The following is a 22,466-nucleotide window of genomic DNA, read 5'->3' on the forward strand; positions in this document are numbered from 1 at the left end:
TTCTCCTAAAAAAGTTTGTGTGCGGGCCGTGGCGCTACTGCGCGCTGACGCCGTTAAGAATGTTGGTGACGTCCACATAGACGTCGCTGCCGTGAACGCTCAGGGCAAAGACGGGTACCGGTTCGAATGCGGGCAATGTCAGCGGTTGTCCTGTTGTCAGGTCAAAGGAGCTGCCATGGGCCCAGCATTCGATGGTGCCATCCTCCACGTCGCCTTCGCTGAGGGAGATTTCTGCGTGTGAGCAGGTGTCTCCAATTGCGTGAAGCTCCCCGTAGGAATCCCTGACAATGGCGATGGGGTAATCATCAACCTCAACGAGTAAGGATGATTTCACCTGTACGTCGTCGGCTTGGCAGACAACGACTCCGGCGGGCGTGGAGGAATCGGTCACTGTGGGGTCGCCGCCAATTCGCGTTCCACGGACTCGCGCAGACGCTCTTCGAGGGCAGGTACCTGGATGTGCTGGATGACTTCGTTCAAGAAGCCGCGCACTACCAGACGGCGTGCAACACTTTCTTCAATGCCGCGAGCCTGCAGGTAGAACAGTTGCTCATCATCGAAACGGCCGGTGGCGCTTGCGTGCCCTGCCCCCTCGATCATGCCTGTCTCAATTTCCAGGTTGGGAACCGAATCGGCGCGCGCACCCTGGGTCAGGATGAGGTTGCGGTTCATCTCGTAGGTGTCGGTGCCTTCAGCCTGCTTGCGGATCAGCACATCGCCAATCCAGACAGCGTGAGCGTTATCGCCCTGCAGTGCACCCTTGTAGGTGACGCGGGACTTGCAGTTCTTCGTGGAGTGATCCACGAACAAGCGCTGCTCGAGGTGCTGACCAGCGTCCGCAAAGTACAGCCCGTACATCTCAACTTCGGCGCCCGTGCCGCTGTAACGCGCGGCCGGGGTGGTGCGAAGCAAATCGCCACCGAGGTTGATGACAACGTGCTTGATTTTGGCGTCGCGGCCAACCTTGATGTGCTGGGCACTGGCGTGTACAGCATCATCGTTCCAGTCCTGGATACTGACAACGGTCAGGTTGGCACCGTCCTCGACGAGGATTTCTACGTTCTCGCTCAGCACAGCGGTGCCGCGGTGATCCAAGACGACAACGCCGGTGGCGAACTTCTTGGCAATAACGACCACGTGCGAGGCTGTGGGCGCATCCCCCTGACCGGTGAGGGTCAAGGTGGTGAGGTTCTCAGCGTTGCCAGCGAATTCCTCGGGCAGGGTGACCACGGTGGCTTCAGTGAAACTAGCCCATGCCCCGGCGGCCACACGGTCTTCGGGGATGCCAGCGGAGCCGATGCGTGCGTCGTCGCGACCCACGGTCTCAACGGTGACGCCGTCGGGCTTGGTAACCTCAACCAACGGTGCGGGACCGTTGAGCTCTACACCCTTGATACCAACGCGGTCAAGGCCGCGCAGACGCTTCAGGGGGGTGAAGCGCCATTCTTCTTCGCGGCCCGTGATGGTCGGGAAGTCGGCGAGGTTGTAGGAGGTCAAGCGGCCGGCGCGTGAGCTGTCCGGGACGCCAATGCCGCCACCGTGGCTGTCGCCGCCGTGGCTATGAGCCTTTGCTGCGCTGCCGCCGAGGGGACCTGACTCCGGGTTGATCTCGGACAGGCTTTCGCCCTCCTCGGTCATACCCTTGATGAAGCCCTGTGTCCAAACCTTTGAATCTGTTTCGTGTTCTTGCGTGAGCTCGGTCATTTAGCCGACGGCCCCTTCCATCTGCAGTTCGATCAGGCGGTTCAATTCGAGCGCGTATTCCATGGGCAATTCCTTGGCGATCGGCTCGATGAAGCCGCGCACAATCATGGCCATGGCCTCGTCCTCGGGCATGCCGCGGGACTGCAGGTAGAACAGCTGCTCTTCGCTGACCTTGGACACGGTGGCCTCGTGACCCATGGAGACATCGTCTTCACGAACGTCCACGTAGGGGTAGGTGTCCGAGCGGGAGATGTTGTCCACCAGCAGGGCGTCACAACGCACCGTGTTGGCCGAGTGGTTTGCACCCTCACGGATCTGAACCAGACCACGGTAAGCTGCACGTCCACCACCGCGAGCAACAGACTTCGAGATGATCGAGGACTGCGTGTTCGGGGCAATGTGGACCATCTTGGATCCGGTGTCCTGGTGCTGACCTTCACCGGCGAAAGCCACCGAAAGGGTCTCGCCCTTGGCGTGCTCGCCGACCAGGTAAACGGCCGGGTACTTCATGGTGACCTTGGAACCAATGTTGCCATCAACCCATTCCATGGTGGCGCCTTCGTGTGCAATGGCGCGCTTGGTCACCAGGTTGTACACGTTGTTGGACCAGTTCTGGATGGTGGTGTAGCGAACACGGGCGTTCTTCTTGACCACGATTTCGACAACGGCAGAGTGCAGCGAGTCCGAGGTGTAGATCGGGGCGGTGCAACCTTCGATGTAGTGCACGTAGCTGTCTTCATCGGCGATGATCAGGGTGCGCTCAAACTGGCCCATGTTCTCGGTGTTGATGCGGAAGTAGGCCTGCAGCGGGATTTCTACGTGAACGCCTTTGGGGACGTAGACGAAGGAGCCACCGGACCAGACGGCCGTGTTCAGTGACGCGAACTTGTTATCGCCCACCGGAATCATGGTGCCGAAGTACTCCTGGAAGATCTCCGGGTATTCCCGCAAGGCAGTGTCGGTGTCGGTGAAGATGACGCCCTGTGCTTCCAGGTCCTCGCGGATCTGGTGGTACACAACCTCGGACTCGTACTGGGCGGTGACGCCACCAACCAGACGGTTACGCTCAGCTTCGGGGATGCCCAGCTTCTCGTAGGTATTACGGATGTCCTCGGGGAGTTCTTCCCACGAACCGGCTTGCTTCTCCGTGGAGCGCACAAAGTACTTGATGTTATCGAAGTCGATGCCGGAGAGGTCTGCACCCCAGGTGGGCATGGGCTTGCGGTCAAAGTACTTCAGGCCCTTCAGGCGCATGTCCAGCATCCACTGGGGCTCGCCCTTCTTGGCGGAGATGTCCCGAACAACTTCTTCGCTCAGACCGCGGCGGGCGTTATCGCTGGCCGCGTTTTTATCTGACCAGCCGAAGGCATAGTTGCCTAGGCCCTCCAGTTCGGGGTTCCTCTCGAGGATGTCGTGGTTAGTGGCATCTGCCACGTCACCATTGGCGCTAACATCCTGCGCTAATTGATCCGTCATCACGGCCTTTCTTGCTGATGGTTGGAAATCGAGTCCACGGGGCTTGCTGTGTTGGTCTGAGCTGTTGCCAGCTTGCGGACCACCGCGCGCCCCGTTGGTACATGTGTGGTGCACACATGCCCGCCACTTGCCATAGTGGAGAGCCTGCGCACGTCGACGCCAATCAACCGGGAAAAAACTTCGGTTTCGGCGTCGCAGAATTGGGGAAAGGAACTGGCAAGTTCCTGGATAGGACAGTGCCCTTGGCATAACTGTTCGGCAGCCATGGATGTTCCGCTATTGAGCGAATTAGATGTAGCTACGAACCTGTCGGCATTCAGCGCCTGAGCCAAAGCCTTAGAGCGGGCCGCTACATCTTCGCCGGCGGCGTCGACGAGAGGCTGGTATTTAGCCTCCATGAGGGCAAAACGGCGCTGCGCGAATTCCACAACACCGGATTCTCCGCGGATATCGGAAATTTCATTCAGCGCCTGTGTTGCAATCTGCAGGTAATCGTCACCGATTTCAGTCTGGCCGCGTCTGGAGACCACATATCTGCGGGCAGGACGCCCGGCGCCACTCTTGGCGTTGCTGACTAGCTTGACTTCAATAAGCCCCTCTTTGGTCAAGGTGTCCAAATGTCGACGTACAGCTGCCGGCGTCAGACCGAGCAGCACACCCAGCTGCGCGGCACTGATAGGACCCTGCTCCAGCACGGCCGTCAATACTCGGTCTCGGGTACGTTCATCAGGCTCGACACCGGCCACGGGAACGGACGCTATTTGCTGACTCAACTAACACCTCCACACTGTCAAAAAAAACGCACAACATTAGACAACACAATTATGCCGTAATTGGGGGTGCCCCGCCACTAAGGCGAGCCTACCCACAGACCGGAGCAGCTAGTGGCCGGCAGGCGAGCCGATAGCATGGCGCGCACTTCAGTTCCGCAGTCCCACCCACGGGTCAGCTTGGAGCCCACGGAATAGCCGCACTCGGCAGAACTCCCAATTGCTTCGCGTACAATGGCCGCGTGACAAAGACACTTTCCCCTGCTCTGGAAATCTCCGGGCTCATCAAGGACGTGGGGCCCCTTCCGGCATTGGATGGCCGGATGAAACGCGTTATTTCCAATATTAGTCTCACGGCCCATTTTGGTCAGGTTACGGCACTCTTGGGTGCCAATGGCGCCGGTAAAACCACCACTATTGAATGTGCCCAGGGCCTACAAAACCGTACCGGAGGCAGCATCTCCCTCCTAGGTCAAGACCCAGAAACGGCCGACGCCGAACTGCGCTCCCGGGTGGGTGTCATGTTGCAGGACGGCGGGCTACCCCCGGCGGCCCGCCCCATAGCGCTGCTGCGCCACGTGGCGGGCTTGTACCAAAACCCGCTTTCCGTGGACGCCCTGGTAGAGCGGCTCGGCATCAACGAGTTCTCCGACACAAATATTCGGCGTCTCTCCGGTGGTCAGAAGCAGCGTGTGGCACTGGCCGCGAGTTTGTTGGGCAACCCTGAAGTGTTGTTTCTCGATGAACCCAGCGCCGGCCTGGATCCACAGTCACGCATCATGGTTTTTGAGCTGATCCGGGAACTGCGCGACGCCGGCAAGGCCATCATCCTCACCACCCACCTCCTCGATGACGCCCAGCGCCTTGCCGACTACGTCTACATTGTGGACAAGGGTGAATCGGTGGCTTCCGGCACGGTTCAGGAACTCCTTGAAACGTCCACGGCGGCCATGGAGCACCGCGCCATGACGTTCGAGGCCACACCAGCTTTGGATGTGTCTGCTCTGCTGCGGCCCGGGCTTGAATGCTCCGAGACCCGTGCCGGTAGCTACGTCTTGACCGGCCCCCTGGAGCCGGCCGATCTTGCCCGCTTTGGCGCCTGGTGTGAACGAGCCCGCGTCATGCCGACGTCCGTGCATCTGGCATCCAAGTCCCTCGAGGATGTGTTCCTTGCCATTTCCGACGGCGCCGCAACCGTTGCCTCTGTTTCCGCCGATCGCAACTCTCATAGCCCTAACCCTCACAGCCGCAACTCCCACAGCACGGTGATTTCATGAGCACCCTTTTCCATAACGCCCCGCCAGCACACGCCGCGAGTCTGAGCCGACGAATTGTGAACCAGGGCAAGTATGAGGCATCCACCATGCTGCGCAACGGCGAACAGCTGGTGCTCATGGTCGTCATGCCGCTGCTGGGCCTCATTGCCCTAGTAGCCACTCCCCTGCTCGATGACATGGGACATTCCCGTGTGGCCATTGCAACCCCGGGCATTCTTGCCCTCTGTGCACTTTCGACGGCGTTCACCGGACAGGGCATTGCCACCGGATTCGACCGGCGCTATGGAGTGCTGCGCTTCATGTCCACCACACCGCTGGGCAGGGGCGGATTGATAGCTGGCAAGGTCATTGCCGTGTTGGCCGCCTTGGCCCTGCAGGTGGTGCTGATTTCCACCGTGGCCGCGTTCATGGGCTGGCACCCACCGTTAGCGGGAGTGCTGCTGGGCATCCCGCTGCTTATTTTGGGTGCTGCCGCGTTCACGGCCATTGGCCTGCTGATTGCCGGCACAGTGCGCCCTGAAGCGACCTTGGCTATCACCAACCTGGGTTGGATCCTGTTCGCCGCCGTGGGCGGGATCGTACTGCCAGCCGGTAAGTTCTCCAGCACCCTCGAGGCCTACGTCCAGTGGCTGCCCTCGGGCGCCCTCGGCAACCTGATGCGCGCTGCACTGATTGACAGCCGCCTCGATGTGTGGGGGCTCATTATTTTGCTCGCGTGGGGTGTGGCTGCCGCCGTCGCCGCACTCAAGTGGTTCAAATGGAATTGAAAGGCGTCACCGAAGTGAGTCAAAGCAGCACCGCAACAGCCCTGCGTAACTTTGCCGAAAAGTTGCCCACCTCCATCACCCCAGCCATCAAGCGCCTAAGCGTGGCTTCCTTGATCGGCCAAGGCGTCTTGATCATCTCCGGTGGCGTGGTGCGAGTTACTGGCTCGGGACTGGGCTGCCCCACCTGGCCCAAGTGCACGCCGGAGTCCTTGACTAACACCCCCGCGATGGGTATTCACGGTGTCATCGAATTCGTCAACCGCACGCTCACCTTCGGACTTGCCGCCATCGCCCTGGTCCTGCTGATCCTGCTCTGGAACCTGCGTAAGGAACGTAAGGACCTATTCTGGCTGGCGTTTGGCCTGCTCGCCGTCATCCCCGCCCAAGCCATTATTGGCGGCATTACAGTGCTTTCAGGTCTGAACCCCTATGTTGTCAGCCTGCACTTCCTGGTCTCCGCCGCTCTGGTGGTGGTCTCCATGCTGATGGTGAATAGAACCTACGGCCGCACGGGCGCTTCGGCGCCTAACGACGTTCCTCGCGCCAAACCCATCATCCGCAAGCTCAGTGTCATCGCAGCCGTGGCCAGTTACTTGGCAGTGGTGCTGGGAACTCTGGTCACGGGATCCGGGCCGCACTCGGGCGATGCCACCTCGCCACGCATGGAACTGGACGGCTACCTGGTTACGCGTATTCACGTCGTCCCTGTCTACGTGCTGGTGGCGACGGCCTTGCTGCTGGTCATCTTGCTGTGGCGCAACGGCAAGGGCGATATTCTCCGTAACGCATCCCTGATCCTGTTCGTCTCCGTACTGTTCCAGGGCGTTATTGGCTATTGGCAGTACTTCACCGGCATCCCGATTCTGCTGGTAGTGATCCACATGCTCGGGTCCTCTCTCATGCTTTCCGTTGCCACCAACATGATTGATGTCGCGCTTCGCCGCGGCAAGGACCAAGTTCAACTCAAGTAGGACTCTCCCGTCATAGCGCCAAGGCATAACAAAGCCCGGTCCACCGCCACAGCTGGCGGCGGACCGGGCTTTGTCATGGCTATTTCATGCCGAGGCTTGGTGACGGGTCTTGGCGAACGTGATCGCGGTGATGGCCAGGAGTACCAGCATGAAGCCACCGAACATCATGACCGAGGGAACCGGGGCAACTGCCTGCAGCAGCAGACCCATGGTGGCCTTGAAGGTAACGCCAACTCCCGCTCCCGCCACCATGCCACCTGCAACGGGCATCGGGCATCGGCATGGAGACTAGGACCCTGCTGGCGGTCACGAGCACCAACCCTACGGCGAGGATTATGAGCCCGACGGGAATCTGTGTGGTGCGTGCCCAGCGCGAGGAGATCATTTGGAAGATCGCGGCGGCAGCAAAGACCGAGAATGCCACCGAACCGGCCACGACGTGTGAGGTGATGCCCAACTTCCCGGAGATCAACACGGGGGCCAATGACGTGAAGAAACCAAACATGGCAAATCCCACGAAGGCCATCATGGTTGCGGCACGGTGACCAGCAACAGCAATCCGCCCAGCAACAAGAAGGCAAAGACTACATACGGGGTGAACCATGCTGCCGGGACGTGCGGAGCCGAACAACTCGGTCATGTGCGCCGTCGCTGTGGCCGTCAACATACCCACGCCAAGTCCGGTAATAAACCGCTCCAGCAGCAGCCCCGGAAGATCCGGCCAGGAAGAGGCTGACGACAACACCTGCGGCATAGACAGCAAAGATCACCGTGATGGTGAAGGCACTGAACCCTGAACGCTGCTGATACAGCACGTACAAAGGAGCTGGTGCGGCGGCGAACGCCATGGAAGTCATGAAGACAAAGGCAACAATCCAAAAACCGATGCCATGGCGACGGCGATGGGAGCTTGTGGCGTCGGAGGGTTTCGCGAATGCACGAGAAGTGCAGGAGAAATGGTCATGGTGCAAGTTTCTGACGGAAAATCAATCGCGTCCAACACTTATATTCGATGATTCCGATCGCCGTTGACGATAATGGCAGGAGGCAGATCTTCCAGATTGACTACTTCCTCGGGGTCGCCGAGGAGATGAGCTTCACTCGGGGCACCCAACGCGCCAATATTGTTCAGTCCGCGGTGTCGGCCGGCATCAAGCAACTCGAACATGACCTTGGCTCCGCGCTGTTTTTACGTCAAGGGCGCTCCATAGCACTGACACAGGCCGGCGAAGCGCTCCTCCCCCACACTAGGAGGATCCTGGCCGATATCCAAGGCGCCCGCGATGCCGTGGACGCCAGCCAGGGCACGGTTCGAGGCACCGTCAAGCTCCGGCAGACGGTACAGGGCACGCGAAGCAGTCTTGCCGAGCTTCGCTCAGGCACGCTGGACTTGGCCCTCGTCTCTGTCCACAACTCTTCCGACACCACTATTGAGCTCATCCCTATGCACTCCGAAGGCATCTCGTTTTTGTGTGTTCCAGCGACCATCCCCTGTGTGGACGCCAGCAGATAAGCCTGAGCGAAATAGCGGACGAATCCTTCATCGATTTCCCCGAAGGCTGGGGCAATCGAACCCTCGTTGATGCCGCATTCTCAGCCAGTGGCCTGTCCCGTGTGGTGCGAGCGGAGGTCATCTCCTTCGACATCGCTCTCGCAATGATGAGGCAAAATCTGGGCGTCGCTTTTCTGCCCGCATCGGCATTGGCACCAGACGGCGAGACGGGCCTCTGGGCGATACCGACCAGCTTGCAGTGGAAGATCCAGCTGGCCCCATTCACGGGCCGATTGCCCACGGCAGCCGGACGAGCTCTGCTGCACGGATTCAGCACCCTAAGCGCATCACGCTCACCCAAGTAACTCTCACCGCACCGACGGAAGTAGGGACAACCAACGGCACCAGCTAAGGCAATTGTTAGCTGCTCGGCGGCATGCCCGCTGGCGGGGTACCTCCCGGGCCACCATCAGGTGGGGTGCCACCACCCATGCCACCAGCCGGAGCAGCTCCCGCTGTGGGAGCAGTCGCGGTGTCGACGCCAACTGTGAGCTCCACCTGGAAGCCCTTTGTCACATCGCCGGTTACGGTAGCAAGTTGCAAAGCACCCCCGTCATCCCCGAAGACATTGTCCGAATCAAGGCTCACCCGGGAGAGGTTTGCGGCGGAGCCTTCGTACTCGGCCAGGGCATACACGGACTCGCTAATGTCTTTTGGCAGGGCAACCTGGGAGGTTGAAATCGCCTTGGATGAATCTGCAATATCCGCTGCGGTGGAGTACACCTCGAAGTGAATATGTGGCCATCGGCCCGTGTAACAGGCAGGGAAGATGGAGGAAAATGTCACTTTTCCGTCCTTGTCGGCAAGCTGCACTCCACGAAGGTACGTTTCGTTTTCAATCCCCGATGAGTACATCGAATACGCTCCACTGGCGTCACAGTGCCAAACGTAGACGGCGGTGTTGGCGAAGGCCGCATTCCCCTTGGCCATGTCCTTGATATTCAACGTCAAGGTCATGGGCACCCCTTTCGCCGTGGTGCCACCTCCGATGCTGGATCTGATATCGCTCCGAACGATGCCCGCGTCTGCCAAAATGTCGGGACCGTTGGAGCCATCGCCCGGGTAAGGTCCCGCGGTCTCATCCGGCACCTCCTCAAGAGCTCCTGCCGCAGCAGCGGCACTTGCCGTTGGCGTGGCGCTGGCACTTGATGCAGCGCTGGCGCTCTGCGTGGTAGTGGTTCCGGGAGCACCGGCTGAGCAGGCTGCCAGAGCAAATGCGCCTACACCCGCACCCAGCAAGCCCATCACCGAGCGGCGGCTCACAAGCGTCCCAATATCAAAGGAAATGCCTTGATCAACCACCTCCTCGTCGTCCCGGTCAAGCAATCGACCTTCGTACACCGGACCGTCCGGGCTGCTCTGGGGTTCAGGAATTTTGCTCATGTGGCCTCACTTGACGCGTCGTTTGGAATACCTCCAGTCTCCATGCCGTCAATAGGTGCGCGCTTTACCAACGCTGTGCGCCAGCTGTGAGTGCGGAGCACAAGAGCCGCTGACACAAGAACGGCGGCCGGCGAGCTCTCCAAGAGAGCCAGCCGGCCGCCGTCGTCCACCCTGAGGAAGATCAGCCCATCAAGGCAGAGCCAACAAAGGGATCCACGGCCAGTGAAAGGAATACCAGCGTCAGGTAGCTGATGGAAACATGGAACACCTTCATGGCGTTCTTCTTCGTGACCAGATCCTTCTTCGAGTTGTTGTAGAGGACGTGGGCCTCGTACAAGAACCAGGCGCCCGCAGCGAGGGCCACCACGGTGTAGACAATGCCAGCGCCGCCGAGCGGGATCATGAGCAGTGAGCACGCCACCATGGCCCAGGTGTAAAGGACAACCTGGACGGCAACTGTGCGCGAACCGGCTACGGCACCGAGCATGGGAACGTTGACGGCGTTGTAGTCGTCGCTGTAGCGCATGGACAGCGGCCAGTAATGTGGCGGCGTCCAGAGGAAGATAACCATGAACAAGATGATGGCTGGCCACTGCACGGTGTTGGTGACGGCTGCCCAGGCGATCAGGACCGGGAAGCAGCCAGCGGCTCCACCCCAGACAATGTTCTGCGAGGTGCGGCGTTTGAGAATGATGGAATACACCACCACGTAGACAAAGATGGCGCCAATACCCAGCATGCCTGTGAGCGGATTCACACTCCAGAGCAGGGCCACGGCGAGGACTGTCAGGACCCAGGAGAAAGTTAGGGCCTCACGTGGCGTGAGGACGCCGGTCACCAGCGGACGCTTCGAGGTGCGGTTCATGACCTTGTCAATGTCGCGGTCAATGTAGCAGTTGAAGGAACCCGCAGCGCCAGCAGCCAGTGCCCCACCAACCATGGTGGCGAACATCAGCCACAAGCTCGGCACACCCCCCAGACCAGAAAACCCTTGTGCGTAAAACATGGTGGGCAAGGTGGTGACCAAGAGCAGCTCTACAACCCGGGGCTTTGTCAGTGCCAGGTACCCTTTGGCTTTGTCCGAAAAACTCACCGGAACTTTGGCCGAAGCCCCAGTTATCGGGGTATGTGTCGCACTCACTTGTAATGTCACCATGTTTTCATTGTTGTAGCTGTGCCGGTTGCATTCGGGCTGGCAATTATTGCCCCGGATGTCTGCCTTACGCCAGCGCTGTCCCTCGTGCGGGCGCGTCACAGGCGCGTTAAGCCTCTGAATATCATAGCCGCTTTCAGCATGGAAGGGCGAAAACCGACATTGTCAAGATTGGCTCCAACTCTTCGCAACATGTGAAAACTAATCACGTTCCGGGTGCTGCATCGTGTAACTTTAGAAGCACCCAACGGCGTGGAATTTAGCTGGTCTCCAGCACCCGTGGGACTAAGCTTGCAATTGCTGAAAGTAACACCGCAGGGCGTACCGGCCAGCGTGTGCCGGCAAGAACTTCGAATTCTCGGCTGCACCGGCGTTGTTCGCACCTGCATTATTTATGCACATAAACGAGAGGGACCTGTCAGTGTCACATCAGGATTTGCCAACGTTCACCTGGACCGCCAACGACCAGCGAGCCGTCGATACAGCCCGCATTTTGGCCGCTGACGCCGTAGAGAAGGTCGGCAACGGCCACCCCGGAACAGCCATGTCACTGGCTCCGGCTGCCTACTTGCTGTTCCAGAAGGTCATGCGCATTGACCCGAAGAACCCGGATTGGATTGGCCGCGACCGTTTTATCCTCTCCCCCGGCCACACCTCGCTGACACTGTACGTGCAGCTGTTCCTCTCCGGCTACGGCCTGGAGCTCTCCGACTTGGAGGCCCTGCGCACCTGGGGATCATTGACCCCCGGCCACCCCGAATACAAGCACACCGCCGGAGTCGAGATCACCACCGGCCCGCTGGGCCAGGGCTTGGCCTCGGCCGTTGGTTTCGCCTACTCGCAGCGCCGTATGCGCGGCATGCTCGATCCCGACGCTGCCCCTGGCACCAGCCCGTTCGATCACACTGTCTGGGTTATTGCCTCCGACGGCGATCTCCAGGAAGGCGTCACCAGCGAGGCTTCCAGCCTGGCCGGCCACCAGGAACTGGGCAACATGGTTGTGGTCTACGACTCCAACCACATCTCCATTGAAGATGACACCAACATCGCCTACTCCGAAGACGTGCTCAAGCGTTATGAAGCTTATGGCTGGCATGTGCAGCGCGTTGACTGGACCAAGACGGGCGAGTACGTCGAAGACGTGGCAGAACTGCACGCCGCCTTGGCTGCGGCAAAGGCTGAGACGTCCAAGCCCTCCATCATTTCCCTGCGTACCATCATTGGCTACCCGGCTCCCAAGAAGCAGAACACCGGTGGCATCCACGGTTCCGCCCTGGGTGCTGCTGAAGTTGCTGCTGTCAAGGAAGTTCTGGGCTTCGATCCCGAGAAGAGCTTCGTGGTAGAGCCTGCAGTTCTGGATCATGCCCGCCAACTGGTGGAACGTGGTGCCGCTGCTCACGAAGAGTGGAACACCAACTTCAACGCCTGGTCCGCTGCGAATCCGGAAAACGCCGCTTTGCTTGAGCGTATCCAGAAGAAGGAACTGCCGGCTGGCTGGGAAGAGAACCTCCCCGTCTTCGAAGGCGGCAAGGCTGTCTCCACCCGTGCAGCATCGGGCAAGGTGTTGAACTCCATTGGCGCCGTACTGCCTGAACTCTGGGGCGGTTCCTGCGACTTGGCCGGTTCCAACAACACCACCATTGAAGGTGCCGGCTCGTTCGTGCCTGCTTCCAAGCAGACCGACACCTGGTCAGGTGGCCCCTACGGCCGCGTCCTGCACTTCGGTATCCGCGAGCACGCCGCCGCCTCCATTGTGAACGGCATCCACCTCAGTGGTCCCACCCGCGCCTTCGCCGGCACGTTCTTGATCTTCTCCGATTACCAGCGCCCGGCCATCCGTCTCTCGGCATTGATGGGCGTGCCGTCCATCTACGTGTGGACGCACGATTCCATCGGTTTGGGCGAAGATGGTCCCACGCACCAGCCTGTCGAGCAGCTCTCTAGCCTGCGAGCCATTCCGGGCTTGGACGTTGTCCGCCCCGGTGATTCCAACGAGGTCTCGGCTTCGTGGAAGAAGATCCTGGAAACCACTGACAACCCGGCCGGCATTGTGCTGACCCGCCAGAACATCCCCACCTACGCACGTGGCGAGGGTGCGGCCACGGCCACCGAGTTCGGTTCCGCAGACCTGGTTGCCAACGGCGGCTACGTTTTGGCAGAGGCCGTGTCCGACGGCGCAGTGGTCACCCCCGCTGTCATCCTGATCGCCACCGGTTCCGAGGTTCAGCTGGCCGTCGAGGCTCGCGAAGCTCTCGCAGCTGAGGGTATCGCTGCCCGCGTTGTCTCCATGCCGTGTGTTGAGTGGTTCAACGCGCAGAGCCCGGAATACCGCGAATCCGTATTGCCTGCAGGCGTCAAGGCGCGTGTCTCGGTCGAGGCCGGTTTGGCTCTGGGCTGGCGCGAGTTCGTCGGCGATGCAGGCCGTTCCATCTCACTGGAGCACTTCGGCGCCTCCGCTGACTACAAGGTCTTGTTCGAGAAGTTCGGCATCACCACGGAAGCAGTTACAGCCGCAGCCAAGGACTCCATCGCAACGGTGAACTCCTAAGCGTTCTTTGTCACATAAGTAGTCCCAAGGCCGGCACCCCACAACAGGTGGCGCCGGCCTTGGGAATACAACACCTCGCCTGCAACGCTGTTCAGTGCAGGGCCTTAAAACACAAGGAAGTAGCATCATGACTAACTCAACACCCACTGCCGCACTCTCAGCCGCTGGCGTTTCCATCTGGCTTGACGATCTTTCTCGCAGCCGGATCAGCAGCGGCAACCTCTCCGCACTGATCGCCGAGAAGAACGTTGTTGGCGTCACCACCAACCCCAGCATTTTCGAAGCAGCCATCACCAAGAGCGATGACTACAAAGCTGAACTGAAGAAGTTCTCAGCCGCTGGCATCAACGCAGAAGATGCTGTTTTTGAACTCACCACAGCAGATGTTGCCGACGGTTGCGATATCTTCGCCCCGATCTACGACGCAACCGCCGGCGTTGACGGCCGAGTCTCCATTGAAGTTGACCCGCGCAAGGCTTGGGACACTGCGGGCACCATCGAAGAAGCCAAGCGCCTCTACGCCAAGGTCAACAAGAAGAACGTTCTGATCAAGATCCCCGCAACACTTGAAGGCATCGAAGCCATCACGGCAACCCTGGGTGAAGGCATCAGCGTCAACGTCACCCTGATCTTCTCGCTGGAGCGCTACCGCGCCGTCATGAACGCCTTCCTCAGCGGCCTGGAGCTCGCCAAGGCCAACGGCCACAACCTGGCCGAAATCCACTCCGTTGCCTCCTTCTTCGTTTCCCGCGTGGACCTGGAAATTGACAACCGCTTGGATGCCATCGGCACCGAAGAAGCCGCTGCCCTGAAGGGCAAGGCCGGACTGGCCAATGCCCGCCTGGCATACCAGGCCTTCGAAGAGGTCTTCTCCTCTGAGCGTTGGGCCGTATTGGCTGAAGCCGGCGCGCTCCCCCAGCGTCCGCTGTGGGCCTCCACGGGTGTCAAGAACCCGGCTTACCCGGACACCCTGTACGTGACCGAGCTGGTCGCTGCCAACGTGGTGAACACCATGCCGGAGAAGACCCTGGATGCAACCTTCGATCACGGCGTTGTCACCGGCGACACCATCACCGGCGGTTACGCAGAAGCCAACGAACTCTTGAACAAGCTCGAGGGCTTGGGCATCTCCTACAACGACGTTGTAGGCGTACTGGAAACTGAAGGACTGGATAAGTTTGTCGCCAGCTGGAAGGACCTCCTGAACCACGTTCAGGTTGCCCTTGACGCTGCAGGCGCGGAAGGCTGATCCCCATGACTTCACTGGCATTTGCCGCAACCGGGGCCGCCAAGGCCGCCGGGGAGGCTCAGTTGTTGACGCTGGTGGCCGATCAGGTCGCCTCGCGCATCTTTGCCAAGGACGCCACCCTGTGGGGCGCCGAGGCAGAGTCCGAATCGGCGATCCGGCTCGGCTGGGTTGAGGCCGCCGAAGTTTCGGCTCCCTTGGTTGCAGAGATCACCGCCTTGCGCGATGAACTCCGTGCCGAAGGCATCAACCACATTGTGCTGTGCGGCATGGGCGGCTCTTCACTGGCCCCCGAGGTCATCACGGCAACTGCCGGTGTTGAGCTCAGTGTCTTGGACAGCACCGATCCCGATCAGGTACGGGCAGCTGTCAGCGACCGCCTGTCCACCACCGCCATTGTGGTCTCCTCCAAGTCCGGTTCCACCTTGGAAACCGACTCCCAGCGCCGCATCTTCGAACACGAATTCACGGCCGCGGGCATTGACGCCAAGTCACGCATCATCATCGTCACCGACCCGGGCTCACCCCTGGACGGTTCTGCTCGTGAAGCCGGCTACCGCAAGGTCTTCAACGCAGACCCCAACGTGGGCGGCCGCTACTCGGGCCTGACCGCTTTCGGTTTGGTTCCTTCGGGTCTGGCCGGTGCGGATATTGCCGCACTGCTGGATTCCGCCGAGGAAGCCGGTGAGATGCTGCGCGATGACGATGTTGACAACGTTGGCCTGCGCCTCGCCGCAGCTCTGGGCGGTACGTCACCGCTGCGCAACAAGATCGTTATTGTTGATGAGGGCTCGGGCATTGTGGGCTTCGCCGATTGGGCCGAACAGCTCATCGCCGAATCCACCGGCAAGCTGGGCACCGGTGTGTTGCCGGTCGTTGCCGATCCCAAATCTCCCGAGGTCACTGGCGGTGCTGCTGACGTCCTGGTGGTGCGGCTGGTAGCCGGGGACGCCGACGTCGAACTTCGTGAGAACGAGTTCAGCATTGCTGGTGACTTGGGTGCGCAGATGATGGTGTGGGAATTTGCCACCGCCGTTGCCGGGCGCCTCCTGGGCATCAACCCCTTTGACCAGCCTGATGTTGAGGCTGCCAAGGAAGCTGCCCGCGGCCTGCTGGATGCCACCCCGGAGCACACGGCTGCACTGTTCACCGACGGTGCCGTGGAAGTGCGCACTGCCAACAACGACGCCGGATGGCTGGCCGGGGCGTCTACGCTCCCCGAGGCGCTGGCTGCTTTGGCAGGGACCTTGGATGCCGATGGCTACCTGAGCGTTCAGGTCTATTTGGACCGCTTGGCTCACACCCCGCTGGAATCGGTACGCAACGAACTTGCCGCGTACACCTCCCGTCCCGTCACCTTTGGTTGGGGCCCGCGCTTCCTGCACTCCACCGGCCAGTTCCACAAGGGCGGCCCCGCCGTCGGCGTGTTCTTGCAGGTGACAGGTGAGGCATCAGCCGATGTGGCGATTCCGGACCGTCCCTTCAGCTTCGGCGAGCTCATTGCAGCTCAGGCCGCGGGCGATGCTGCTGTGTTGGCAGATCACGGACGCCCCGTGTTGCGCTTGCACCTGACTGATGTGGCTGCCGGTGTGACTCAACTAAAAACTGCGGTTGCCGAACTCGCCGGCCGCCAACTCGACGCATAGGGCTACCTCTTTCAAGATGCCATTCTCTGCCAATTCCCATAATGAAAACCCGCTCCGGGACAGTCGCGATCGCAGACTGTCCCGGGTTGCGGGCCCGTCATCGCTGGTACTCTTCGGAGTCACCGGCGATTTGTCTCGTAAAAAGCTCATGCCAGCTGTCTATGACCTGGCAAACCGCGGTTTGTTGCCGCCAAGCTTTGCCCTGGTTGGTTTTGGCCGCCGGGACTGGTCAGACGCCGAGTTTGCGGCCCAGGTCAGGGAGTCTGTTGAGGCTCACTGCCGTACGCCGTTTGATGAGACCGTCTGGAATCAGCTCAGCGAAGGAATCCGCTTTGTTCAAGGTGAGTTTGATGAAGACGCAGCCTTTGAACGCCTCAAGGCCACCCTCTCTGAGCTAGATGACACCCGCGGCACCCGCGGTAACCACGCCTTCTACCTCTCCATCCCGCCGAAGGCCTTTGAGCTGGTGTGCCGCCAGCTTTCCCAGCACGGTCTGGCGCAGGGTCCCTCGGACACGTGGCGCAGGGTGGTCATTGAGAAGCCGTTTGGGCACAACCTCAAGTCAGCCCGTGCGCTGAACGACATCGTGGAATCCGTCTTTCCGGCTGATGCCGTGTTCCGGATTGACCACTACCTGGGCAAGGAAACCGTTCAGAACATCCTTGCCTTGCGTTTCGCTAACCAGCTCTTTGAGCCGTTGTGGAACGCCAACTTTGTTGACCATGTGCAAATCACTATGGCTGAAGACATTGGCACCGGCGGCCGCGCCGGCTACTACGACGGCGTGGGCGCAGCCCGCGATGTCATCCAGAACCACTTGTTGCAGCTCCTCGCTTTGACGGCCATGGAGGAGCCCATTTCCTTTAACGCAGACCACCTGCGGGCCGAGAAGGAAAAGGTGCTGGCTGCTGTGAAGTTGCCCGAGGATCTCTCGCGCCACTCAGCCCGCGGCCAGTTCGCTGGTGGCTGGCAGGGCGGAGAGCAGGTCTTGGGCTACCTGGAGGAAGAGGGTATTCCTGCCGATTCCACAACGGAAACTTTTGCCGCGATACGTCTAGACATCAATACCCGCCGTTGGGCGGGTGCACCTTTCTACCTGCGCGCCGGCAAGCGACTAGGGCGTCGTGTGACAGAAATTGCGGTTGTGTTCAAGCGGTCGCCGAATCTGTTGTTCACCGACCATGCCGAAGATGATTTCGGCCAAAATGCCGTGGTCATCCGGGTTCAGCCTGATGAGGGTGTGACCATTCGTTTCGGCTCCAAGGTCCCTGGTACACAGATGGAAGTTCGGGACGTCACGATGGACTTTGGCTATGGCCATGCGTTCACCGAATCCAGCCCGGAAGCTTATGAGCGTCTGATTCTTGATGTGTTGTTGGGCGAACCGCCGTTGTTCCCCCGTCACGAAGAAGTTGAACTTTCCTGGAAGATCCTGGATCCCTTCGAGGAATACTGGGCCGCTGAAGGCATCCAGCCCGAAGCCTATGAACCAGGCAGCTGGGGCCCGTCCTCCGCTGATGAACTCTTGAAGCGCGATGGAAGGACGTGGCGCCGACCATGATCGTAGAACTCCCGGATACAAACACGTCCAAGATCACCAAGATGATCGTGAAGATGCGTGAACAAGGCGGCGTGGTTGCCTTGGGTCGCGTGCTGACGCTCGTGGTGATCACCAAGGAAGGCCGTCAAGAAGAGGCCATTGAGGCTGCAAACTTGGCCAGCCGTGAGCACCCTTGCCGCATTATTGTTCTTGCTGCGGGGTCACCTGCGGATCCGACCTGCCTGGATGCGGAAATTCGTGTGGGCGGTGACGCCGGCGCTTCCGAGGTGATCGTGCTTCGCGGTTCCGGTGAACTTGCCGCGGAAAGCGAATCGATCCTCTCTGCATTGCTGTTGCCAGACGCTCCTATTGTGGCTTGGTGGCATACGGATGCCCCGGATTCACCGAGCCAATCAGCTGTGGGTCGTATTGCCCACCGCCGCATCACGGACTCTGCCAACACAGCAGATCCGCGCGAGGCACTTGCGCATATCGCCAAGACGTATGCCGACGGTGATACGGATCTGGCCTGGACCCGTTTGACCAACTGGCGTGTGCAGTTGGCGGCGGCTCTGGATCAGTCCGACAGCTCGGATCCCATCACGGGCCTGCAGGTTGAAGGTGCCAGCGATTCCCCCAGCACTCTCCTGCTGGCAGCATGGTTGCACCGCGCCTTGGACGTGCCCATCACAGTGACCGAGGACCCCCGTGGCACCGGTATCCGCACCGTTGTCATTGAACGCAAAAATGGCAATGTGCAATTGACTCGTCCGGGCGCCTTGGAGGCAACTCTGAGCCAGCCAGGACAACCTGAGCAAAAGATTTCCTTGCCGCGCCGTTCGTTGCAGGACTGCCTGGCCGAAGAATTGCGACGACTGGATCCCGACTTAGTCTTTGGGGAAGTTGTCACCTTGGGTCTGAGCAAGCTTTTGGCTGAAGAGAAGGTAGTGAAACTATGAGTAGGAATTTCCGCGTCACCGAACATCCGTCCTTTGATGTGTTGGCAGCCACCACGGCAGCACGGCTCATCACCCGGTTGTTGGATGTTCAAAGCGAACGTGGTGAGGCTACCGTTGTGCTCACAGGCGGCAGTGTTGGCATCGCCACGCTGCGTGAAATTGCCCAGTCACCGGCGCATTTGGCGGTTGATTGGAGCAAGGTGAACTTCTGGTTTGGTGATGACAGGTTCGTTGAAACTGATTCTCCCGACCGTAACTATGGTCAGGCTGCTGAGGCACTGTTGAACCAGATCCCCGTGGATCCGGCTCGTGTTCACATCATGCCCGCCTCCGACACCGTAGCCGATCTTGATGAGGCTGTAGCGCAGTATGCTGCCGAACTGGCTGCTGCGGCTGAGGCTGAATGGCACAACGACGAATCTCGTGAAGCCGAAGCCGCCGAGGTGGCGCCTGTTGTGCCCCGTTTTGACGTCCTGCTGTTGGGTCTGGGACCGGATGCCCACATCGCATCCCTGTTCCCGGACATGGCTGGCATCCGCACCAAGGGTGTGTCGGTGGTGGGAGTCCGTAACTCCCCTAAGCCCCCACCCACTCGGGTATCGCTGACGCTCGAAACTATTAACTCTGCCCAGGAGATTTGGATTGTGGCAGCAGGCGCGGACAAGGCTGCTGCTGTGGGGCTCGGCTTGGCCGGCGCCAATGCAGTTCAGGTACCTGCGTCCGGTGCCCGCGGCATGCAGAAGACTCTGTGGCTCCTGGATCAGGCGGCAGCTGCCAAGGTTCCCGGAGTGCTCACGCACCGCAATTCCTAGCAGCCAAAGACTGCTACGACTGACAGTACTAAAAATGTCCCCTCCAGCACGCAGCCGGAGGGGACCTTCTTAGTTGGAACTAGTGTTGGTGCAAAGTTTTATGCGCCGATGTTTCCGTAGGACATGATCAGGCCGAGGCCAATGATGACAACGCCCCAGATGATGCCCAGGACCACGGTGAAGCGGTTCAGGTTACGCTCTGCCACGCCGGAGGAGCCCAAGTTTGAGCTCATGCCACCGCCGAACATATCGGACAGACCGCCGCCACGGCCCTTATGAAGCAAGATCAGCAGGGTCAGCAGCAAACTGGTGACACCCAAGATGATCTGCAGGGCAATTTGTAGAGCTTCCACGTGTGGCCTTTCGAACATGGTGATGGTGAATCAAGTAGTTGGTGGAGCAGGATTTCCGCGCATCAATGCGCAGCAGTGCCTTGGTCCGCACCCAAGTCTAACCGTGTCCACCCACACAAGGCGAATGGACACGGTAAGCAACTACTTGGTGACGAGGTGGTTTTCAAAGCGTGCGATGTTGGCGAACTCGCCGGCATCCAAGCTGGCACCGCCTACCAGCACACCGTCAACGTCGCGTTCGGCCATGATGGCGCCCACGTTGTTAGCCTTGACCGAGCCGCCGTAGAGCAGACGGGTCTTGGCGGCTGTTTCGGCGTCGAAGAGTTCCACGAGCTCGGCACGGATGGCGGCACACATTTCCTGTGCGTCCTCAGGTCCAGCAACCTCGCCTGTGCCAATGGCCCACACGGGCTCATAAGCAATCACGAGCTGTGCGGCCTGCTCGGCGGTGAGTCCGCTGACTCCGCCGCGCACTTGTGCCAGCGTGTGTTCTACGTGAGTTCCGGCCTTCCGGATTTCAAGGCCTTCGCCTGCGCACAGCACGGGCGTCACTTCGTTGCGGAACGCGGCCTTGACCTTTGCGTTGAGCAGTTCATCGCTCTCAGCATGAATCTCGCGGCGTTCGCTGTGGCCGACCAAGACGTAGGCGCAGCCCAGCTTGTTCAGGAAGGCACCCGAAATGTCACCGGTGTAGGCGCCTGAATCCTTATCAGAGAGGTCCTGCCCACCGTAGGCAAGTTTGAGCTTGTCGCCCTGAACGAGGGTCTGGACACCGCGCAGGTCGGTGAAGGGTGGGAAGACGGCAACTTCCACCCGGTCAAAATCGTGGCGGGCGTCGGACAAGGTCCAAGCCAGTTTCTGCAGGAGGGTGATGCCCTGGACGTGGTCCATGTTCATCTTCCAGTTGCCTGCAATCAGCGGCGTCCGGTCAAAATTGCCGTTTGTTGAAGTAGTCATCGCGTCTCTCGTTTCTTGCGTTACTTAGAGTAAAACTTTTGTCACAACAGTGCAGAAGGGCATCCTGCAAAAGTGGTGGCGGGACTCCCCGCCACCACCATATTGCTCTTAGCGGTCTAGTGCGTTCAGCCCGGGGAGTTCCTTACCTTCAAGGAATTCTAGGCTGGCGCCACCACCGGTGGAGATATGACCAAATGCGTCATCGGCAAAGCCCAAGGTACGTACGGCTGCGGCTGAATCACCGCCACCTACAACGTTGAATCCACCGTTGCTGGTGTTGGCTGCGAGGGCCTGCGCAACGGCCTTGGTTCCTGCGGCGAAGGCCGGGAATTCAAAGACGCCCATCGGTCCGTTCCAGAACACGGTCTTGGCGCCGGAAATTGCTGCGGCGAAAGCCGCAGCTGAATCCGGACCAATGTCCAGGCCCAGTCCAGATGCGCCGAAGGCACTGCTTTCAATGGCATCAGCCGCAACAACTTCGTGGGCTGCGTCAGCAGCAAAGCCGGCAGCAACAACCACATCGGTGGGCAGCACAAAGCTGGTGCCTGCTGCGGCAGCGCGTTCCAGGTAATCCTGAACCACGGGGATCTGGTCAACTTCCAGCAATGAAGAGCCAACCTTGTGGCCCTGAGCTGCGAGGAAGGTGAACAGCATGCCGCCGCCAACCAGGATGGAATCGGCCTTGCCAATCAGGTTGTCAATGACTGCCAACTTGTCCGAAACCTTGGAACCACCGAGCACCACCACGTAGGGGCGTTCAGAATCTGAGGTCAGCTTGCGCAGCACCTCCAATTCTGTGCGCACCAGATCGCCCTGGTAGGACGGCAGTACCTTGGCAATGTCATAGACACTGGCGTGCTTGCGGTGAACAGCACCAAAAGCATCATCGACGTAGGCACCATTGCTGCCGGTCAGGGCGGCGAGCTCAGCAGCGAAAGCCGCCCGTTCGCCGTCGTCCTTGGACGTTTCGCGAGCATCGAAGCGCACGTTCTCCAAGACCAGAACCGAGCCATCAGCCAAATCAGCCGCTGCCGCCTGGGCAGCCGGACCGGTGGTGTCGGCGGCCAAGACCGCGTTCAACTCCGGAGCGAGTTCTGACAAGCGGGCAACGGCTGGAGCCAAAGAGTACTTGGCTTCCGGCGCGCCCTTGGGGCGGCCCAGGTGGGCACTGACCAGAACACGAGCGCCAGCATCCGCCAGCGCCTTGATGACGGGCAGTGAAGCTTTGATGCGTCCATCATCAGTGACGTTAGAGCCGTCGAGCGGCACATTCAAATCGCTACGGATAAGAATGTGCCGCCCGCGGACACCTTCATCGATGAGTTCGCTGAGGGTGTGAAGAGTCATTTATT

23 protein-coding genes are annotated in these 22,466 nt (G+C 60.0%); 12 read left to right on the forward strand and 11 right to left on the reverse strand.

Annotated features, from left to right (window positions below; translation table 11 throughout):
* Positions 1–34: 34 nt before the first annotated feature.
* The 4 genes from AB0P14_RS06675 to AB0P14_RS06690 are packed head-to-tail and all read right to left on the reverse strand — an operon-like array spanning position 35 to position 3,953.
* Complete coding sequence (locus AB0P14_RS06675; RefSeq protein ID WP_363839457.1) at positions 35–391, reverse strand: non-heme iron oxygenase ferredoxin subunit; 357 nt, start codon at positions 389–391, stop codon at positions 35–37.
* Entirely contained in the window at positions 388–1,704 is a 1,317-nt protein-coding gene (gene sufD / locus AB0P14_RS06680) for a Fe-S cluster assembly protein SufD (protein ID WP_363839460.1), read from the reverse strand. Before sufD ends, AB0P14_RS06675 begins: the two co-directional genes overlap by 4 nt.
* Positions 1,705–3,180 (reverse strand): Fe-S cluster assembly protein SufB, encoded by a 1,476-nt coding sequence (sufB, locus tag AB0P14_RS06685; protein ID WP_363839464.1) that lies wholly within the window; start codon positions 3,178–3,180, stop codon positions 1,705–1,707.
* A complete protein-coding gene (locus AB0P14_RS06690) occupies positions 3,180–3,953 on the reverse strand; it encodes a winged helix-turn-helix transcriptional regulator (protein WP_363839467.1) in 774 nt (257 codons plus the stop codon). The genes sufB and AB0P14_RS06690 overlap by 1 nt, the downstream gene beginning before the upstream one ends.
* A gap of 239 nt (positions 3,954–4,192) precedes the next feature.
* On the opposite strand from AB0P14_RS06690, the gene AB0P14_RS06695 reads away from it, so the two are divergent.
* From AB0P14_RS06695 to AB0P14_RS06705, 3 genes are read left to right on the forward strand one after another with little or no spacing between them, the layout of a single operon-like run.
* Positions 4,193–5,227: an ABC transporter ATP-binding protein gene (locus tag AB0P14_RS06695; RefSeq protein ID WP_363839470.1), complete on the forward strand. Its 1,035-nt coding sequence runs from the start codon at positions 4,193–4,195 to the stop codon at positions 5,225–5,227.
* Entirely contained in the window at positions 5,224–5,994 is a 771-nt protein-coding gene (locus AB0P14_RS06700; RefSeq protein WP_363839473.1) for an ABC transporter permease, read from the forward strand. Before AB0P14_RS06695 ends, AB0P14_RS06700 begins: the two co-directional genes overlap by 4 nt.
* Positions 5,985–6,965 carry a COX15/CtaA family protein gene (locus tag AB0P14_RS06705; RefSeq protein ID WP_363839476.1) on the forward strand — a complete coding sequence of 327 codons (981 nt, stop codon included), beginning with the start codon at positions 5,985–5,987 and terminating at the stop codon, positions 6,963–6,965. Before AB0P14_RS06700 ends, AB0P14_RS06705 begins: the two co-directional genes overlap by 10 nt.
* 84 nt (positions 6,966–7,049) lie before the next feature.
* Here AB0P14_RS06705 and AB0P14_RS06710 read toward each other — a convergent pair whose 3' ends face one another.
* Positions 7,050–7,235, reverse strand: a complete 186-nt coding sequence (locus tag AB0P14_RS06710; RefSeq protein WP_363839479.1) for a hypothetical protein — start codon at positions 7,233–7,235, stop codon at positions 7,050–7,052.
* An 11-nt stretch (positions 7,236–7,246) separates the two neighbouring features.
* On the opposite strand from AB0P14_RS06710, the gene AB0P14_RS06715 reads away from it, so the two are divergent.
* Positions 7,247–7,510, forward strand: a complete 264-nt coding sequence (locus AB0P14_RS06715) for a hypothetical protein (protein WP_363839482.1) — start codon at positions 7,247–7,249, stop codon at positions 7,508–7,510.
* 39 nt (positions 7,511–7,549) lie between these two features.
* Here AB0P14_RS06715 and AB0P14_RS06720 read toward each other — a convergent pair whose 3' ends face one another.
* On the reverse strand, positions 7,550–7,822 hold the full coding sequence (locus tag AB0P14_RS06720) for a hypothetical protein (protein ID WP_363839485.1): 273 nt from the start codon (positions 7,820–7,822) through the stop codon (positions 7,550–7,552).
* Between the two features lie 155 nt (positions 7,823–7,977).
* Between AB0P14_RS06720 and AB0P14_RS06725 the strand changes: the two genes are divergently transcribed.
* Together AB0P14_RS06725 and AB0P14_RS06730 are read left to right on the forward strand one after the other, a co-directional pair.
* On the forward strand, positions 7,978–8,478 hold the full coding sequence (locus tag AB0P14_RS06725; RefSeq protein WP_363839488.1) for a LysR family transcriptional regulator: 501 nt from the start codon (positions 7,978–7,980) through the stop codon (positions 8,476–8,478).
* Complete coding sequence (locus AB0P14_RS06730) at positions 8,436–8,822, forward strand: LysR substrate-binding domain-containing protein (RefSeq protein ID WP_363839492.1); 387 nt, start codon at positions 8,436–8,438, stop codon at positions 8,820–8,822. The genes AB0P14_RS06725 and AB0P14_RS06730 overlap by 43 nt, the downstream gene beginning before the upstream one ends.
* Before the next feature lie 55 nt (positions 8,823–8,877).
* Here the strand turns inward: AB0P14_RS06730 and AB0P14_RS06735 are convergent, their stop codons facing one another.
* Entirely contained in the window at positions 8,878–9,900 is a 1,023-nt protein-coding gene (locus AB0P14_RS06735; protein ID WP_363839494.1) for an intradiol ring-cleavage dioxygenase, read from the reverse strand.
* Between the two features lie 181 nt (positions 9,901–10,081).
* The gene (locus tag AB0P14_RS06740) at positions 10,082–11,053 is read right to left on the reverse strand and encodes a heme o synthase (protein ID WP_363840398.1); all 972 of its coding nucleotides are present in this window, start codon (positions 11,051–11,053) and stop codon (positions 10,082–10,084) included.
* A gap of 421 nt (positions 11,054–11,474) precedes the next feature.
* Here AB0P14_RS06740 and tkt point away from each other — a divergent pair, with 421 nt between their 5' ends.
* The 6 genes from tkt to pgl all read left to right on the forward strand — a co-directional run bounded on the left by tkt (position 11,475) and on the right by pgl (position 19,804).
* Complete coding sequence (gene tkt / locus AB0P14_RS06745) at positions 11,475–13,601, forward strand: transketolase (RefSeq protein ID WP_363839497.1); 2,127 nt, start codon at positions 11,475–11,477, stop codon at positions 13,599–13,601.
* Between the two features lie 127 nt (positions 13,602–13,728).
* A complete protein-coding gene (gene tal, locus AB0P14_RS06750) occupies positions 13,729–14,850 on the forward strand; it encodes a transaldolase (protein WP_363839500.1) in 1,122 nt (373 codons plus the stop codon).
* Positions 14,851–14,855: 5 nt separating this feature from the next.
* Positions 14,856–16,493 (forward strand): glucose-6-phosphate isomerase, encoded by a 1,638-nt coding sequence (locus tag AB0P14_RS06755; RefSeq protein ID WP_363839503.1) that lies wholly within the window; start codon positions 14,856–14,858, stop codon positions 16,491–16,493.
* A 16-nt stretch (positions 16,494–16,509) separates the two neighbouring features.
* The gene (gene zwf / locus AB0P14_RS06760; protein WP_363839506.1) at positions 16,510–18,054 is read left to right on the forward strand and encodes a glucose-6-phosphate dehydrogenase; all 1,545 of its coding nucleotides are present in this window, start codon (positions 16,510–16,512) and stop codon (positions 18,052–18,054) included.
* The gene (locus AB0P14_RS06765) at positions 18,051–18,992 is read left to right on the forward strand and encodes a glucose-6-phosphate dehydrogenase assembly protein OpcA (RefSeq protein WP_363839509.1); all 942 of its coding nucleotides are present in this window, start codon (positions 18,051–18,053) and stop codon (positions 18,990–18,992) included. The genes zwf and AB0P14_RS06765 overlap by 4 nt, the downstream gene beginning before the upstream one ends.
* Positions 18,989–19,804, forward strand: coding sequence for a 6-phosphogluconolactonase (pgl, locus tag AB0P14_RS06770; RefSeq protein ID WP_363839512.1), 816 nt, complete (start codon positions 18,989–18,991; stop codon positions 19,802–19,804). The genes AB0P14_RS06765 and pgl overlap by 4 nt, the downstream gene beginning before the upstream one ends.
* A 98-nt stretch (positions 19,805–19,902) precedes the next feature.
* On the opposite strand, the gene secG is transcribed toward pgl, so the two are convergent.
* The 3 genes from secG to AB0P14_RS06785 all read right to left on the reverse strand — a co-directional run bounded on the left by secG (position 19,903) and on the right by AB0P14_RS06785 (position 22,461).
* Positions 19,903–20,157, reverse strand: a complete 255-nt coding sequence (gene secG / locus AB0P14_RS06775; RefSeq protein WP_363839515.1) for a preprotein translocase subunit SecG — start codon at positions 20,155–20,157, stop codon at positions 19,903–19,905.
* A 141-nt stretch (positions 20,158–20,298) separates the two neighbouring features.
* A complete protein-coding gene (tpiA, locus tag AB0P14_RS06780) occupies positions 20,299–21,114 on the reverse strand; it encodes a triose-phosphate isomerase (protein ID WP_363839518.1) in 816 nt (271 codons plus the stop codon).
* A gap of 108 nt (positions 21,115–21,222) precedes the next feature.
* Positions 21,223–22,461, reverse strand: a complete 1,239-nt coding sequence (locus AB0P14_RS06785; RefSeq protein WP_363839520.1) for a phosphoglycerate kinase — start codon at positions 22,459–22,461, stop codon at positions 21,223–21,225.
* Positions 22,462–22,466 lie beyond the last annotated feature (5 nt).

It is taken from the genome of Specibacter sp. NPDC078709 (assembly GCF_040686795.1).
Taxonomy (GTDB): domain Bacteria; phylum Actinomycetota; class Actinomycetes; order Actinomycetales; family Micrococcaceae; genus Specibacter.